Origin of the sequence: Pantoea deleyi, assembly GCF_022647325.1 — a bacterium.
Taxonomy (GTDB): Bacteria; Pseudomonadota; Gammaproteobacteria; order Enterobacterales; family Enterobacteriaceae; genus Pantoea; species Pantoea deleyi.
Map to the genome: position 1 here is coordinate 3,438,139 of NZ_CP071405.1, position 15,718 is coordinate 3,453,856.

General features: G+C 55.7%; 14 protein-coding genes. 9 read left to right on the top strand and 5 right to left on the bottom strand.

Annotated features, from left to right (window positions below; translation table 11 throughout):
• Positions 1-47: 47 nt before the first annotated feature.
• The 5 genes from J1C59_RS16165 to J1C59_RS16185 are packed head-to-tail and all read left to right on the top strand — an operon-like array spanning position 48 to position 4,784.
• On the top strand, positions 48-794 hold the full coding sequence (locus tag J1C59_RS16165) for an ATP-binding cassette domain-containing protein (protein WP_162287371.1): 747 nt from the start codon (positions 48-50) through the stop codon (positions 792-794).
• 22 nt (positions 795-816) lie between these two features.
• Complete coding sequence (locus J1C59_RS16170; RefSeq protein WP_162287370.1) at positions 817-1,818, top strand: ABC transporter permease; 1,002 nt, start codon at positions 817-819, stop codon at positions 1,816-1,818.
• A gap of 3 nt (positions 1,819-1,821) precedes the next feature.
• Positions 1,822-2,901: a phosphotriesterase family protein gene (locus J1C59_RS16175; RefSeq protein ID WP_128084078.1), complete on the top strand. Its 1,080-nt coding sequence runs from the start codon at positions 1,822-1,824 to the stop codon at positions 2,899-2,901.
• Positions 2,902-2,913: 12 nt separating this feature from the next.
• Complete coding sequence (locus tag J1C59_RS16180; RefSeq protein WP_128084077.1) at positions 2,914-3,672, top strand: glutamine amidotransferase; 759 nt, start codon at positions 2,914-2,916, stop codon at positions 3,670-3,672.
• A complete protein-coding gene (locus J1C59_RS16185; RefSeq protein ID WP_128084076.1) occupies positions 3,669-4,784 on the top strand; it encodes a M20 family metallopeptidase in 1,116 nt (371 codons plus the stop codon). Before J1C59_RS16180 ends, J1C59_RS16185 begins: the two co-directional genes overlap by 4 nt.
• Positions 4,785-4,879: 95 nt before the next feature.
• On the opposite strand, the gene lptG is transcribed toward J1C59_RS16185, so the two are convergent.
• On the bottom strand, positions 4,880-5,956 hold the full coding sequence (gene lptG / locus J1C59_RS16190; RefSeq protein ID WP_140916847.1) for an LPS export ABC transporter permease LptG: 1,077 nt from the start codon (positions 5,954-5,956) through the stop codon (positions 4,880-4,882).
• On the bottom strand, positions 5,956-7,056 hold the full coding sequence (lptF, locus tag J1C59_RS16195; RefSeq protein ID WP_128084075.1) for an LPS export ABC transporter permease LptF: 1,101 nt from the start codon (positions 7,054-7,056) through the stop codon (positions 5,956-5,958). The genes lptG and lptF overlap by 1 nt, the downstream gene beginning before the upstream one ends.
• Positions 7,057-7,324: 268 nt before the next feature.
• Between lptF and pepA the strand changes: the two genes are divergently transcribed.
• From pepA to J1C59_RS16210, 3 genes are all read left to right on the top strand, one after another.
• Positions 7,325-8,836: a leucyl aminopeptidase gene (gene pepA, locus J1C59_RS16200; protein ID WP_009092357.1), complete on the top strand. Its 1,512-nt coding sequence runs from the start codon at positions 7,325-7,327 to the stop codon at positions 8,834-8,836.
• A 65-nt stretch (positions 8,837-8,901) separates the two neighbouring features.
• Entirely contained in the window at positions 8,902-9,360 is a 459-nt protein-coding gene (locus J1C59_RS16205; protein ID WP_128084074.1) for a DNA polymerase III subunit chi, read from the top strand.
• Between the two features lie 5 nt (positions 9,361-9,365).
• Positions 9,366-12,221, top strand: a complete 2,856-nt coding sequence (locus J1C59_RS16210; protein ID WP_128084073.1) for a valine--tRNA ligase — start codon at positions 9,366-9,368, stop codon at positions 12,219-12,221.
• Between the two features lie 252 nt (positions 12,222-12,473).
• On the opposite strand, the gene J1C59_RS16215 is transcribed toward J1C59_RS16210, so the two are convergent.
• Positions 12,474-13,694, bottom strand: a complete 1,221-nt coding sequence (locus J1C59_RS16215; protein WP_128084072.1) for a hypothetical protein — start codon at positions 13,692-13,694, stop codon at positions 12,474-12,476.
• A 95-nt stretch (positions 13,695-13,789) separates the two neighbouring features.
• Here J1C59_RS16215 and J1C59_RS16220 point away from each other — a divergent pair, with 95 nt between their 5' ends.
• Positions 13,790-14,290: a GNAT family N-acetyltransferase gene (locus J1C59_RS16220; protein WP_128084105.1), complete on the top strand. Its 501-nt coding sequence runs from the start codon at positions 13,790-13,792 to the stop codon at positions 14,288-14,290.
• Positions 14,291-14,324: 34 nt separating this feature from the next.
• On the opposite strand, the gene miaE is transcribed toward J1C59_RS16220, so the two are convergent.
• Together miaE and rraB are read right to left on the bottom strand one after the other, a co-directional pair.
• Positions 14,325-15,086, bottom strand: a complete 762-nt coding sequence (gene miaE / locus J1C59_RS16225) for a tRNA isopentenyl-2-thiomethyl-A-37 hydroxylase MiaE (RefSeq protein WP_128084071.1) — start codon at positions 15,084-15,086, stop codon at positions 14,325-14,327.
• A 55-nt stretch (positions 15,087-15,141) separates the two neighbouring features.
• A complete protein-coding gene (gene rraB / locus J1C59_RS16230; protein ID WP_111138543.1) occupies positions 15,142-15,564 on the bottom strand; it encodes a ribonuclease E inhibitor RraB in 423 nt (140 codons plus the stop codon).
• Positions 15,565-15,718 lie beyond the last annotated feature (154 nt).

Below are 15,718 nucleotides of genomic sequence, written 5' to 3' on the forward strand. Positions count from 1 at the left end.
GGAGTGATCACATGCAGCAAGAACAAACTGCCCTGACACGGGTAGAGATGGTGAATATTACCAAGACCTACGGCGCGATACGGTCTCTGCGCGGCGTCAATCTGCAGCTGGCACCGGGTGAGGTCCTGGGCCTGGTCGGTGACAACGGCGCGGGGAAATCCACGCTGACCAAGGTGCTGTCAGGTGCTGTCGTGCCCACCAGCGGCACGATCCGCATTGATGGTGAGGCGCAGCATTTCACTACCCCGGCGGATTCACGCCGCTGCCATATCGAGATGGTTTATCAGGACCTGTCGCTCTGCGACACGGTCGATGTCGCAGGCAATCTGTTTATGGGCCGTGAGCCAATGAAATCCATTCTCGGCATTCCATTTCTGGATGAAGAGAAGATGCACGCTGACGCACGGGAGATGCTAAAGGGGCTGGGTATTTCTATCCCGGACACCCGGCTGCTGGTGCGCAATTTATCCGGCGGACAGCGCCAGGCGATTGCCATTGCGCGTGCTGCCGCTTTCGACCCTAAAGTGCTGATCATGGATGAACCCACCGCCGCGCTGGCTGTCGCCGAAGTGGAAGCGGTGCTGGAGCTGATCCGTCGGGTCTCGGCCCGTGGCGTAAGTGTCATTTTGATCACGCATCGCCTGCAGGATCTCTTCCTGGTCTGCGATCGCATCATGGTGATGTACGAAGGCACCAATGTGGCGGAGCGCAGGGTGGCCGAAACGGATCTGACTGAGATCGTTAATCTGATCGTGGGTGAGAAATTTGTCGCCCGCTCGGCCGCCGCGCACTGAGCGAGGTAACAGGATGACTATTATGAATCTGAGTAGTTCCCGAATGGCACAGCACTCGCTGCCGCGCCGCCTTCTGCACAACCACTCTGGTGTTGTCAGCATCGCACTGTTTTTCGTGTTCTGCTGCGTGGTGTTCTCCCTGATCACCGGCAACTTTCTCAGCAGCACGAACTGGCTGAATATCATTCGCCAGAGTGCGCCGCTGCTGATCGTCGCCACGGCGATGACGCTGGTGATCACCACCGGTGGGATTGACCTTTCTGTGGGATCGACACTGGCACTGGTCGGCGCCCTCTCTGCTATCGCCCTGAATAGCTGGGGCCTGCCCTGGCCGGTGGTGTTGCTGGGCGGCTTGCTGCTGGGCGCACTGGTCGGTGCCATCAACGGCTTCTTTATTGCTTACGAAGGCATTCCGGCCTTTATCGTCACGCTGGCTACACTGGCCGTGGTGCGCGGTGTGGCGCTGCTGGTCACGCAGGGTTACTCGATTCCCATCCCTGCCGACAGCCTGTTTGCCTTTATGGGACGCGCCTGGGTGCTGGGCGTACCGATGCCCGCGCTGATTGGCATCGTGGTGCTGGTCGCGGGCCATATCGTGCTGAACTATATGCGTTTTGGTCGTTATGTCACGGCGATTGGCGCGAATGCGGAAGGCGCACGCCGTAGCGGGATTAACACCAAAGCCGTGACCATGAAGGTCTACATTCTCAGCGGCATGGCGGCGGCGCTGGCGGGCATGATCATCACCGCCCGTCTCGGCAGCGGATCCTCCAATCAGGGTGAAGGCTTTGAGTTGCAGGTGATCGCTGCGGTGGTGCTGGGCAGTACCAGCCTGTTCGGCGGCTTTGGCACCGTTATCGGCACGCTGTTAGGCGCGCTGTCGATTGCCATCATCCAGAACGGCCTGATTTTGTCCCATATCTCCCCGTTTTACACGCAGATCGCCACCGGTACGATTATTCTGCTGGCGATCTGGCTGAACACCCGCATTCTCAACCCGACGCGATCGGCAGCGAAAGGGTAGCCCATGAAACATTCAATTTTTCGTCACCCCGATCCCCTGCCGCTGGGCATCAACAGTGGCTATGTCATGACCGTACTCGGCCCGCTCCCTGTCAGTGAGATGGGTGTGACGCTGATGCACGAACATATTTTGCTGGATGCGTCCGGCAAATGGGTACCGCCCTGCTGCTGTGGCGACCGTCATCTGGCAGAAATGCCGGTCAGCATCGAAAACCTGGGTGAGCTGTCGCTTAATCCGCTTATGAGCCGCGATAACTGCCAGCTGTTTGACGTGGATTTAGCGATTGAGGAGCTCATGAAGTTCCGGGCGCTGGGCGGCGATACCGTGGTGGATCCCACAAATATCGGCATTGGCCGCGATCCCAAAGCCCTGCAACGCATCGCGCGCCTGACCGGGCTGAATATCATCATGAGTACCGGGTTATATCTGGAGCCCTCGCATCCGGATTGGGTAAAAACGATCAGCCTCGAAGCCCTGACTGAGAAGCTGATTTATGACCTTGGCGGCAACGATGAAAAACCTGAGGTGCTGGCTGGCCTGATCGGTGAAATTGGCGTATCCAGCCGCTTTACGCCCAGCGAGGAGAAATCCCTGCGGGCGGCGGGCCGTGCCAGTGCCGCGACACGTGTGCCGGTTGAGGTGCACCTGCCCGGCTGGGCACGATTAGGGCATCAGGTGCTGGATATCCTTGAAGATGAAGGAGCAGACCTGCGCCATGTGGTGCTATGCCACATGAACCCCAGCTTTGCCGACAAACGTTACCAGCGCGAACTCGCGCAGCGCGGAGCCTTTCTGGAGTACGACATGATCGGCATGAGCTATTACTACGCCGATGAGTCCGCTCAGTCGCCCTCCGACGAAGAGAATGCCCGTGCCATTCGCGAACTGATCGATGATGGCTTCATCGATCAGATTTTATTGTCCCAGGACGTGTTTCTGAAAACCATGCTGACCCGTTACGGCGGTCACGGCTATGGCTACATCCTTAAACATTTTGTTCCGCGCCTGAAACGCCACGGCATAAGCGGCGAACAACTTGAAAACCTACTGATTGCTAACCCACAGCGCGTTTTTGGTGGGTAAGGGAGAACCGTAATGCAGAAGAAAATTTTACTGGCTGGCGAGTCCTGGACCAGCACGTCTGTTCACGTTAAAGGCTTCGATCAGTTTGCCACCGCGACCTGGCATAATGGCGCAACCGACTTTATGGCGGCGCTGGCCGACAGTGATTATGCCATCACCTACATGCCCGCCCATGCTGCCGCCACCGATTTTCCCCTGACGCTGGCCGGGCTCCAGCAGTGGGATGCCATCATTCTGTCGGACATCGGTGCAAATACGTTGCTGCTGCATCCGGATACCTGGCTGAAGAGTGAGCGCACGGCGAACCGCCTGACGCTGATCCACGACTATGTGGCCGCAGGCGGCGCGCTGATGATGATTGGCGGCTACTTTAGTTTTCAGGGTATTAATGGCGGCGCGCGCTATCGCAACACGGCCGTCGAAAAAGTCCTGCCGGTGCGCTGCCTGGCATGGGACGACCGTATTGAAACGCCCGAAGGCGTTTACCCCAGCGTGACGGAATCCCACGCGCTGTTCACCGACATGCCAGACGAATGGCCGTGGTTGCTGGGCTATAACGAAGTGGAAATGCACCCTGAAGGCAAGCTGCTGGCGACCGTTGAGGGCACACCCCATCCGCTGCTGGCGGTGCGCGAATATCAGCAGGGTCGCTCACTGGTCTGGACCAGCGATATGTCTGCGCACTGGTTGCCGCAGGAATTTGCCCGGTGGCAGGGTTATCGCCAGCTGTGGATCAACTGTCTGAACTGGTTAACGGAGCGCGGCTCATGAGCCAGAGCCAGAGCCAGTGGCTGGCACAACAGCTGCTGCGCTTTGACACCATTAATCCACCGGGCAATGAAGCGGCCTGCATGCACTTTCTGGCGAACTGGCTAAGGGAACAGGGCTTTGACGTCACCCTCTCCTCCTTTGGTGAAAATCGCCTGAACCTGGTTGCCCGTCTGGCTGGCAGTCAGCCCGGCCCGCAGCTGGCGTTTACCGGCCATCTGGATACCGTACCGCTCGGCAATGCCGACTGGCAGTACAATCCTTTCGGTGAAATTGTGGGAGACCGACTTTACGGGCGCGGATCGAGTGACATGAAGGCCGCTGTCGCGGCTTTTGCTGTTGCCTGTGTGACGAATCAGCAGGCGATTCGGCGGGGCCCCGGCGTCGTGCTGTTAATCACCGGCGGGGAGGAAACGGGCTGTGACGGCGCGCGGGCGCTGATTGCTAATGCTGATCTGCCTGATGTTGGCGCATTGATTGTCGGCGAGCCTACCGCCAACTATCCGGTTATCGGCCACAAAGGGGCGTTATGGTTACGCTGTGAAACGCGCGGGAAAACAGCCCATGGCGCCATGCCGGAGCTGGGCATAAATGCCATTTATCTGGCGGCGGAGGCGCTGGGCAGGATTCAGCACTTCTCACCCGGCGCACCGCATCCGCTGATGAAGCAGCCGACCATCAACGTCGGACGCATTACAGGCGGTCTGAACATTAATTCTGTGCCCGATCGCACGCAGTTTGACGTGGATATCCGTAGCGCCCCCAACCTGCAGCACGCCACCATTCGTCAGCAACTGATCACCCTGTTGGGAGACAGCGTAACGGTGACGACGCTGGTGGATCTGCCGGCGGTGCTGAGCGAAGCGAATCAGGCCTGGATTCATTCTGTTTATCAGCACTGTCAGGCGTTACATGATGCGCCGCTGACACCGCGAATAGTGCCCTACTTTACGGATGCGTCACTGTTGCTGCCCGCACTGGGTTCGCCGCCCTGCATTATCCTCGGACCCGGCGAGCCATCAATGGCGCACCAGACCGATGAATACTGCCTGCTGAGCCGGTTAGCGGAAGCGGAAGTGTTGTATGGGGGGTTGATTAACGACTGGATGCGGTAATGGCGGGCGGCATCAGACGGCCGGATGAAAAAACGGGCACACGCTGCCTGCCATGAAAAAGGCCGCCCTGAGAGGCGGCCTTTTTGCGGAGAGGCTTAGCGCCGCTTAATCAGCATAAACATACTGATTGCGAAGAACGCGAAGCTTGGCAGAATCGCCCCCAGAACCGGCGGCAGCCCATAAACCAGGCTCAGCGGGCCGAATATCTGATCCAGCACGTAGAACAGGAAGCCGAAGCTGATCCCGGTCACCACACGCACACCCATCGATACGCTACGCAGCGGACCGAAGATAAACGACAGCGCCATCAGCATCATCACCGCCACCGACAGTGGCTGGAAAATCTTGCTCCACATATTCAGCTGATAACGTCCCGCTTCCTGACCACTCTGCTTCAGATACTTGCTGTAGCTGTGCAGGCCACGAATCGACAACGCATCCGGATCCAGTGCCACCACACCCAGCTTGTCTGGCGTCAGGTTGGTTTTCCATTCGCCGCTCAGGCTCTGGGAACCGGTGATCTGCTTCGGATCGGTCAGATTTGACTCATCCACCTGCGACAGCAGCCAGCGCTTCTTATCCGCATCCCAGGTCGCCGTCGCCGCGTAGCGCACGCTCTGCAGACGACGCTGGTCGTTGAAGTTATAGATGCTGACGCCATCAATCTGATTGTCGCCTTTGATGCGCTCAATGTAGATGAAGTTGTTGCCATCTTTGGCCCACAGACCGTTCTGCGTTGAAACCAGTGCGCCGCCGTAAAGTTGCTGAGCCCGGTAGTTACGCGCCATCTGTTCGCCCGACGGTGCCACAAACTCACCAATCGCCATCGTCAGCAGCACCAGTGGGATCGCCGTCTTCATGACGGAGAGCGCAACCTGCATGCGGGTAAAGCCCGCCGCCTGCATCACCACCAGCTCGCTGCGCTGCGCCAGCGCGCCCAGTCCCAGCAGCGCACCCAGCAGGGCTGCCATCGGGAAGAAAATCTCAATATCTTTGGGCACGCTGAGCAGGGTGTAATAACCGGCGCTCAGGGCGCTGTAGCTGCCCTGGCCGGTCTTGCGCAGCTGATCGACGAACTTGATGATGCCGGAGAGCGACACCAGCATGAACAGCGTCAGCATGATGGTATTAAAAATGGTTTTACCGATATAGCGGTCAAGAACGCGAAACATCAGACCGACCCTCCGCGGGTGAAGCGGGCGCGAATCCGACGCATCGGCACCGTATCCCACAGGTTAAGAAGCACCGCCAGCACCAGATAGCTGATGTTCACCACCCACATCCAGATCGCCGGATCCAGCCGCCCTTTTGCACCGCTCGACTTCAGTGAGCTTTGCAGCAGGAAGAAGATCAGATAGAGCAGCATGGCAGGCAGCATCGACAGCACGCGGCCCTGGCGCGGGTTCACCACACTGAGCGGCACCACCATCAGCGCCATCACCAGCACCGAGAAGACCAGCGTCAGGCGCCAGTGCAGTTCGGCCCTGAAATCCGGGGTTTTATTCGCGAACAGGTCGGTCATACTCGCCTGCTCGGAATCGTTGGGATCGAGCGTCGCCGCTTTATACCCAATCACCGCCTGATAATCGTGGAAGTCAGTGATGCGGAAATCGCGCAGCAGCGCGGTGCCCTCAAAGCGCGTGCCTTTATCCAGCGTCACGACCTGAGAGCCATCTTTATGCTGCTCCATGTGACCGCTGTCGGCCAGCACCACGGAAGGTCGCGCGTTGCCTTTTGGCCGCAGCTGCGCCAGGAAGACGTTACCAAACTGGTTACCCTTCACATCCTCGACAAACAGCACGGCGCTGCCGTCGCTGGAGGTCTGGAACTGCCCGGCAGCCATCGCCGCCGCGCCCGGGTTCGCCTTGGCGTTCTGCGTCACCTCATCCTGATAGCGGGATGACCAGGGGCCCAGCCAGATAACGTTGACGGCCGCCACCAGTGAGGTAAACAGCATCAGTACCATCGCGGCTTTGACCAGGACGGCCTTACTCAGGCCGCAGGCGTGCATCACGGTAATTTCACTTTCCGTGTACAGTCGTCCCAGCGTCATCAGGATCGCCAGAAACAGACTTAAGGGCAGTATAAGTTGTGCCATTTGAGGCACACCCAGTCCTAACAAGGTCAGAACGAGGTTTGTCGGCACTTCGCCATCCACCGCGGCACCCAGGATCCTGACTAACTTCTGACAAAAGAAGATGAGCAGCAGGATAAACAGGATAGCCAGCTGGCTTTTGAGCGTTTCCCGAACCAGATATCTAATGATGATCACGCTTAGTACGCCTGTGAAAACTTGTCTTTTTGCAGGAAAATCGCTAGTTTCAACGCTTATCAGCCATTTTTCTTCATCAATGGCCGTCGTCGTAGCTAAAATTGTATGAAAAACGCGTCCGGGTGGTGAAAAAACAACATCTTGTCACCCTGATTCATTATGACCTCCAGCGGCAGAATGTCATGCTGCGACAATGAATAAATGGGTCATGAGCGCGCTACATTCTAGCGGCAGCAGCGGCCGTTGTCTTTAAGATTCAGGAGAGTGCATGGAGTTCAGTGTAAAAAGCGGAAGCCCGGAAAAACAGCGCAGTGCCTGCATTGTCGTTGGCGTTTTCGAACCGCGTCGTCTGTCACCGATTGCCGAGCAGCTGGATAAAATCAGCGACGGCTACATCAGCGCCCTGCTGCGCCGCGGCGAGCTGGAAGGGAAAGTGGGCCAGACACTGCTGCTGCATCATGTGCCAAATATCCTGTCTGAGCGTATTCTGCTGATTGGCTGCGGCAAAGAACGCGAGCTGGATGAGCGTCAGTATAAGCAGGTGATTCAGAAAACCATTAATACGCTTAACGACACCGGTTCGATGGAAGCGGTCTGCTTCCTGACCGAGCTGCACGTTAAAGGCCGTAATACTTACTGGAAAGTGCGTCAGGCGGTGGAGACCTCAAAAGAGGCGCTCTACAATTTCGATCAGCTCAAGAGCAACAAAGCGGAGCCGCGTCGTCCGCTGCGCAAACTGGTCTTCAACGTGCCGACCCGCCGTGAACTCACCAGCGGCGAACGGGCGATCCAGCATGGCTTAGCCGTCGCAGCCGGTATGAAAGCCGCGAAAGATCTCGGCAACATGCCACCGAATATCTGCAACGCCGCCTATCTGGCGTCGCAGGCGCGTCAGCTGGCCGATGCCTTCAGCAAAAATGTCACGACCCGGGTGATTGGCGAACAGCAGATGAAAGAGCTGGGCATGAACGCCTATCTCGCCGTCGGTGCTGGTTCGCAGAATGAATCCCTGATGTCGGTGATCGAATACAAAGGCAATCCGGACGCCGAGGCGCGCCCGATTGTGCTGGTAGGTAAAGGGCTGACCTTTGACTCCGGCGGCATCTCCATCAAGCCTGCCGACAGCATGGACGAAATGAAGTATGACATGTGCGGCGCGGCGGCCGTCTACGGCGTAATGCGGATGGTGGCAGAGCTGAACCTGCCGCTGAACGTGGTGGGTGTGCTGGCCGGATGTGAAAACATGCCGGATGGCCGCTCAATGCGTCCGGGCGATGTGCTGACCACCATGTCGGGTCAGACGGTTGAAGTGCTGAACACTGACGCCGAAGGCCGTCTGGTGCTGTGTGACGCGCTGACCTACGTCGAACGTTTCGATCCGGAAGTGGTGATCGACGTGGCAACGCTGACCGGTGCCTGCGTGATCGCGCTGGGCCACCACATCAGCGGCCTGCTGTCGAACCACAATCCGCTGGCGCATGAGCTGATCAGCGCCTCGGAGCAGTCGGGCGACCGCGCCTGGCGTCTGCCGATGGCGGATGAGTTCCAGGAGCAGCTGGAGTCCAACTTTGCCGATATGGGTAATATTGGCGGCCGTCCTGGCGGCGCGATTACCGCAGCCTGCTTCCTGGCCCGCTTTGCCCGTAAATATAACTGGGCGCACCTGGATATCGCCGGCACCGCCTGGCGCTCCGGCAAGGCCAAAGGCGCGACCGGCCGACCGGTTCCGATGCTGTCGCAGTTCCTGTTGAATCGGGCAGGATTGAACGGCGACGACTAAGCGCCCTCTTTTCTGACAGCAGGGGCGGATCTGATTCCGCCCCTGATCTTCTGATGAGCTAACCGATGAAAAACGCAACCTTCTACGTGCTGGAAACCGATGCCCCCAGTGATGGCCTGAGCGCCGTTGAAGCGCTGGTGTGCGATCTGGCTGAAACACGCTGGCGGGCCGGAAAGCGGATATTGATCGCCTGTGAAGATGAACAGCAGGCCATTCGTCTGGATGAAGCGCTGTGGCAACGACCGGCGAACGCCTTTGTGCCACACAACCTGGCGGGTGAAGGCCCCCGCTATGGCGCGCCCGTCGAGCTGGCCTGGCCTCAGCGTCGCGGCAGTTCCCCGCGCGACCTGCTGATTAGCCTGCTGCCCCACTTCGCAGATTTTGCTACTGCTTTCCATGAAGTGATAGACTTCGTTCCTCACGAGGACGCTCTCAAACAACTGGCGCGCGACCGCTATAAAGCGTATCGCAGCGTTGGATTCCAATTGAATACGGCAGCGCCACCACAGCCGCAAACGACATAGCAGAAATGGAAAAGACATATAACCCGCAAGATATCGAGCAGCCGCTTTACGAGCATTGGGAAAAGCAGGGCTACTTCAAACCGAATGGCGATACCAGCCAGGAAAGCTTTTGCATCATGATCCCGCCGCCGAACGTCACCGGTAGCTTGCACATGGGTCACGCCTTCCAGCAAACCATCATGGACACCATGATCCGTTACCAGCGCATGCAGGGAAAAAACACCCTGTGGCAGGCGGGTACCGACCACGCGGGCATCGCCACGCAGATGGTGGTTGAGCGCAAAATTGCGGCTGAAGAGGGTAAAACGCGCCAGGATTATGGCCGCGACGCCTTCATCGACAAAATCTGGCAGTGGAAGGCCGAGTCGGGCGGCACCATCACCCGTCAGATGCGCCGTCTGGGTAACTCCGTCGACTGGGAGCGCGAACGCTTCACGATGGACGAAGGGCTCTCCAACGCCGTTAAAGAGGTGTTTGTCCGTCTCTATAAAGAGAACCTGATCTACCGTGGCAAACGCCTGGTGAACTGGGACCCGAAACTGCGCACCGCAATCTCCGATCTGGAAGTGGAAAACCGCGAGAGCAAAGGCTCAATGTGGCACATCCGCTATCCGCTGGCTGAAGGCGCAAAAACGGCCGACGGCAAAGATTATCTGGTGGTGGCTACCACCCGTCCGGAAACCCTGCTGGGTGATACCGGCGTGGCCGTTAACCCGGAAGATCCGCGCTACAAAGATTTGATCGGCAAATTTGTGATGCTGCCGCTGGTGGGCCGTCTGATCCCGATCGTCGGTGACGAACACGCCGACATGGAAAAAGGCACCGGCTGCGTCAAGATCACCCCGGCACATGACTTCAACGACTACGAAGTAGGTCGTCGTCATCGTTTACCGATGATCAACATCCTGACCTTCGACGGTGATATCCGCGAACGCGCTCAGGTCTACGACACCAACGGTGAAGCAAGCGACGCCTGCTCTGACGAGATCCCGGCCGCCTTCCAGAAAATGGAACGCTTTGCCGCGCGTAAAGCGATTGTCGCCGCCGTCGATGCACTGGGTCTGCTGGATGAGATCAAACCTCACGACCTGACCGTGCCTTACGGCGACCGTGGCGGCGTGGTCATCGAACCGATGCTGACCGACCAGTGGTATGTGCGCACTGCCCCGCTGGCGAAAGTCGCGGTTGAAGCGGTTGAGAACGGTGACATCCAGTTCGTGCCGAAGCAGTATGAAAACATGTACTTCTCCTGGATGCGCGATATTCAGGACTGGTGTATCTCCCGTCAGCTCTGGTGGGGTCATCGCATCCCGGCGTGGTATGACGAGAACGGCAACGTCTATGTCGGCCGCACCGAAGAGGAAGTCCGTGCAGAGAACAACCTGGCCGCCGATGTGGCGCTGCGTCAGGATGATGACGTGCTGGATACCTGGTTCTCCTCAGGCCTGTGGACCTTCTCTACTCTGGGCTGGCCGGAAAACACCGAAGCGCTGCGCACCTTCCATCCGACCAGCGTGCTGGTCAGCGGCTTCGACATCATCTTCTTCTGGATTGCCCGCATGATCATGCTGACCATGCACTTCATCAAAGATGAAAATGGCAAACCGCAGGTGCCTTTTAAAACCGTCTACATGACCGGCCTGATCCGCGATGAAGAGGGTCAGAAGATGTCGAAATCCAAGGGCAACGTGATTGATCCGCTGGATATGGTCGACGGCATCTCGCTGGAGGCGCTGCTGGAAAAACGTACCGGCAACATGATGCAGCCGCAGCTGGCAGAGAAGATCCGCAAACGTACCGAGAAGCAGTTCCCGGACGGCATCGAGCCATCAGGTACCGATGCGCTGCGTTTCACCCTGGCGGCGCTGGCCTCAACCGGCCGCGACATCAACTGGGACATGAAGCGCCTGGAAGGGTATCGTAACTTCTGTAACAAGCTGTGGAACGCCAGCCGCTTTGTGCTGATGAACACCGAAGATCAGGATTGTGGACAGAACGGCGGCGACATGACGCTGTCGCTGGCCGATCGCTGGATCCTGACCGAGTTCAACAACACGGTTAAAGCGTACCGCGAAGCGCTGGACAGCTATCGCTTCGATATCGCCGCCAACATCCTGTATGACTTCACCTGGAACCAGTTCTGTGACTGGTATCTGGAGCTGACCAAGCCGGTGATGAACAGCGGCAGCGAAGCGGAACTGCGCGGCACCCGCCATACGCTGGTGCAGGTGCTGGAAGCGCTGCTGCGCCTGGCGCACCCGATCATTCCGTTTATCACCGAAACCATCTGGCAGCGTGTGAAAGTGCTGAAAAACATCAGCGACGGCACCATCATGCTGCAGCCGTTCCCGCAGTACGATGCGGCGAAAGAGGATGCCGAAGCGAAAGCGGACATCGAGTGGATGAAGCAGGCGATCGTGGCGGTGCGTAATATCCGTGCCGAAATGAACATCGCGCTGAGCAAACCGCTGGATGTGCTGCTGCGTGACTGCTCCCCGGCCGCGCTGCGTCGCGTCGAGGCGAACCGCAACTTCCTGTCGCGCCTGGCGCGTCTGGAAAGCCTGACCATTCTGCCTGCAGGCGAGAAAGGCCCGGTGTCGGTAACCAAGCTGGTTGAAGGCGCAGAGCTGCTGATCCCGATGGCGGATCTGGTGGATAAAACCGCCGAGCTGGAGCGTCTGGCGAAAGAGCTGGTTAAGCTGGATGTGGAGATCGAGAAGATCGAGACCAAGCTGGCGAACGAAGGCTTTGTTTCGCGCGCCCCGGAAGCGGTGGTCGCGAAAGAGCGCGAGCGCGTCGCGGAACTGCAGCAGTCAAAAGCAAAACTGATTGAACAGCAGGCGGTCATTGCGGCACTCTGATTGATGCCGTTGCTCTGAAAAAAACCCTGCGCGCTGGCGCGGGGTTTTTTTGTCAGTATTTGATACTTAGCAAAGCTCGTAGTTCTGTGATGACATTGCATCTACATGTTATGTGATTAAAAAATGGGTATGTCTTCAAATGCGTCCCATGAGTTGATTAAGTTACCATCCCACAACGGTCAATTTAGCCAGAAAAAATCTCAATCAAACTGATGGGAGAAAGAATATCCATTAAATAACTATATTTATTATTTATGGCAACATAGATTCATACAGATTTTTTAAAGCAGCATCAGTTCTTACCTGATTATTTCTGGCTATCAAACAATACTGACTTAAATCTTTCAACTTATTCTGAGAATCTTTATCTTCCCTCCAAATTAGCGCATTGTTTTGTATGGCTTTTGTACGTAGCTCATATAGACTTGAAGGACAGACAAGCCAGACTTCACTATTTGAAAAAACCTGGAGTCCTTTAACAAGACGGGATTTACCTACTTCTCTTGTCACACCCCATTTATCTTTAGGAAAATAGTATGCAGGGAAATCATCTACATTAAAGGAAAAAACCTTTTCTTCCCAGGATGCCATACCGACCAATTCAATCCCTCGCTGATTTATTTGAATAAGTAAACCAGGAAAAACACCAAAGACAACCAAAACTATAAAAGGCGCCAGCATTAATGCAGGATGAACTGTCTGAACTTTACCATTTTTATTCCTAAAAAGGATTATGAGCGCAGGCATGAAAAGTAAAAAATATAAAATTACTATGATAGAGTACTGAGCCAAAATATTCTCGCCAGTAAAATACACTCCCATATCTATAAAAACAAAAAGAGGCATGATCGAAATAAAGGCGATACATAGCGACATGCAGCAATAAAAAATATTTATAATTACCTGGCTAGCCTTAAATCTCTCCCAGCAAAACCACTTAGTCAAATAATCTTTTTCCAGATTTTTACGCTTATGAATAGATTCCAGACGAAGAATAAAAAGCCTCAAATGCCGTTGACTTTTATTGCCTGTAAAGTAATTACAGATTACATGGGTAACTAAACCCACTAGGGCAGGAATAAGAAAAAGCCTAATACTGATATTTTCGTTTAGGAGGAAAACAGCAAGTGCAACAAGAATAGCAACCAAAGAAGTTATGGCAGTACAACCTTCATTATATTCAGTCTCAAGTCTTTCCCGAATACTGAGTTTCTTTTTATCTTTAATTGAGCTTTTCAGCCCCATTAAAGAACAAAGGGCTGTAGGAATGAAGAACATGATGGAAATAGCAAGAAAAAAGACTAATGAAGATATCAATATACTTAAACTCGCCGAAAGATTCCCCACTACCAATGAAAAAAAATCCAATCGACCAATCCATTTAAAATAAGCCCAAACGTTTATAAAACCAATAACAATAAAAACAAAAGATAAGTTTTTATAATTTTTAACTAACCAACGAAATGCTGTCATTTCTGCCTCCCTGCATTATCAGCAATATTGCTTTTACATGACGATAATGTTATTTCTGGTAAATGTCTAACCGCTCTGTCTCATCCCAGCCCAACATGATTTATGATTCTCAGCTTCTCCAGGTGCGGCCAATTACTGCCGCCGATAATCCGCACATTGCCCAGGTGATCCGCGATGTGTCCGCCGAGTTCGGCCTGACGGCGGACAAAGGCTATACCGTCTCCGATCCCCAGCTCGACCAGTTGTTTGAGCTTTACAGTGCTGAACAGAGTGCCTACTGGATTGTTGAGTATCAGGGCAGGGTCGCTGGCGGCGGTGGCGTCGCGCCTCTCGCCTGCAGCGCGCCCGATATCTGCGAACTGCAGAAGATGTATTTTCTGCCTGCCGTTCGCGGTCAGGGCCTGGCGCGCGAACTGGCGCTGCGGGCGATGGACCATGCACGCCGTCACGGCTTCCGCCGCTGCTATCTGGAAACCACTGCCAGCCTGACGCGGGCGATTAAACTCTACGAGTCGCTGGGCTTTGAGCATATCGACGGCGCGATGGGCTGCACCGGCCATGTCGACTGCGAAGTGCGGATGCTGAAGGTGCTGTAAAACAGGGGCTGACCGCCCCGCTGATCTTGCAGAGTCAGAACGCCGGTACGCCGCTGTGAAAGCGCAGCTCGCTGTCCGGCTCGCTGATTAACCGCCCTTCTGTGATGCCAATCGCCTGCACCCGTGGCGAGATATCTTTCGCCGCGATCTGCGCCGCCAGGGTCAGATAGTCCTGATAGTGCCGCGCCTCGGAGCGCAGCAGCGAGAGATAGAATTTCGCCAGCTCATCATCAAGATAAGGTGCCAGACTGGCGAAACGCTCACAGGAGCGCGCCTCGATGTAGGCGCCACAAATCAGTTTATCCACCAGCGTTTCCGGCTCATGGGTCGTCACTTCGCGCAGCAGCGATTTGGCGTAGCGGCTCGAGGTGATCTTCTGATAGACCAGCCCGCGCGACTGCATGATTTCCCACACCTGATAGAAGTGATGCAGCTCCTCTTTGATCAGCAGCACCATCTTCTCAACCAGATCATCCGCCCACGGCAGCGCGTTACGCACGATGATGCGTTTAGTAAGATTCCTGTGGGCGTTGATAAAATCGCTGTCGCCATCTTCGCGAAAGATAAAATCTTCATAGGGTTTCAGCCACGCCAGAATCGCATCGCCGCTGGGTTTGTCAGCCACATATTTGCGGATCAGCCAGACCGCGGTCTGGGCGGCTTTCAGCTCGCAGACCAGATGGTCGGTTAACAGCAGGGTCAGATTTTCCGGCTTGCGCGCCTCGTCAATCCAGGCCTGGGGCGTGCGGCAGTGCAGAAACTGATAGATCGGTTCAAGTAAAGGTGCGTAGTTCATGATGTCAAAAAGGCGTGGCAGAGGTGACAGGCGGAGAGATCTCCGCCCCGGCTACTTAGTGGCGAACACCATTATCGTCTTCATCTTCGATGGCGTCGTCTTCATCATCTTCATCTTCGGCATCGGGATCTTCGAAATAGGTGCCCCAGCCGTCGTAATCGACGTTGTACTTGCCGATCAGGTTCACCAGCTGCTCCACCTGCGCATCGATCAGTTCCGGGTTCAGCGCGGATTCGCTGATGATATCGACGCACATCACCGTGGTGCCATCTTCCAGCTCCAGCTCTTCCGGCTCGGTCACTTCATAACCCAGCTTGAACGCGTCGACGGCGGCTTTCTCCAGTGAGTCAAAGTTATTGCAGGAGAGATGGTGCTCGATGGTATAGAGCGCATCAGGATCGCTGCCATCCTCCAGCAGCTCTTCAATGATCTGCCGTGTCTCTTCCTGCTGCTCTTCCAGTAATGCTTCATATGCCATGACGATGTCCTCTCTGAGTTCGGCAATAAACAATTATTTTCCCACACTGCCTGTCGCGCCACTACACAAAACGAAAAGTTTATTCGCCCCGAGACTTGAAAATGAATATTCATACGGTTAGATTGAATTTTAATTCACTTTAATGCTTACCGGA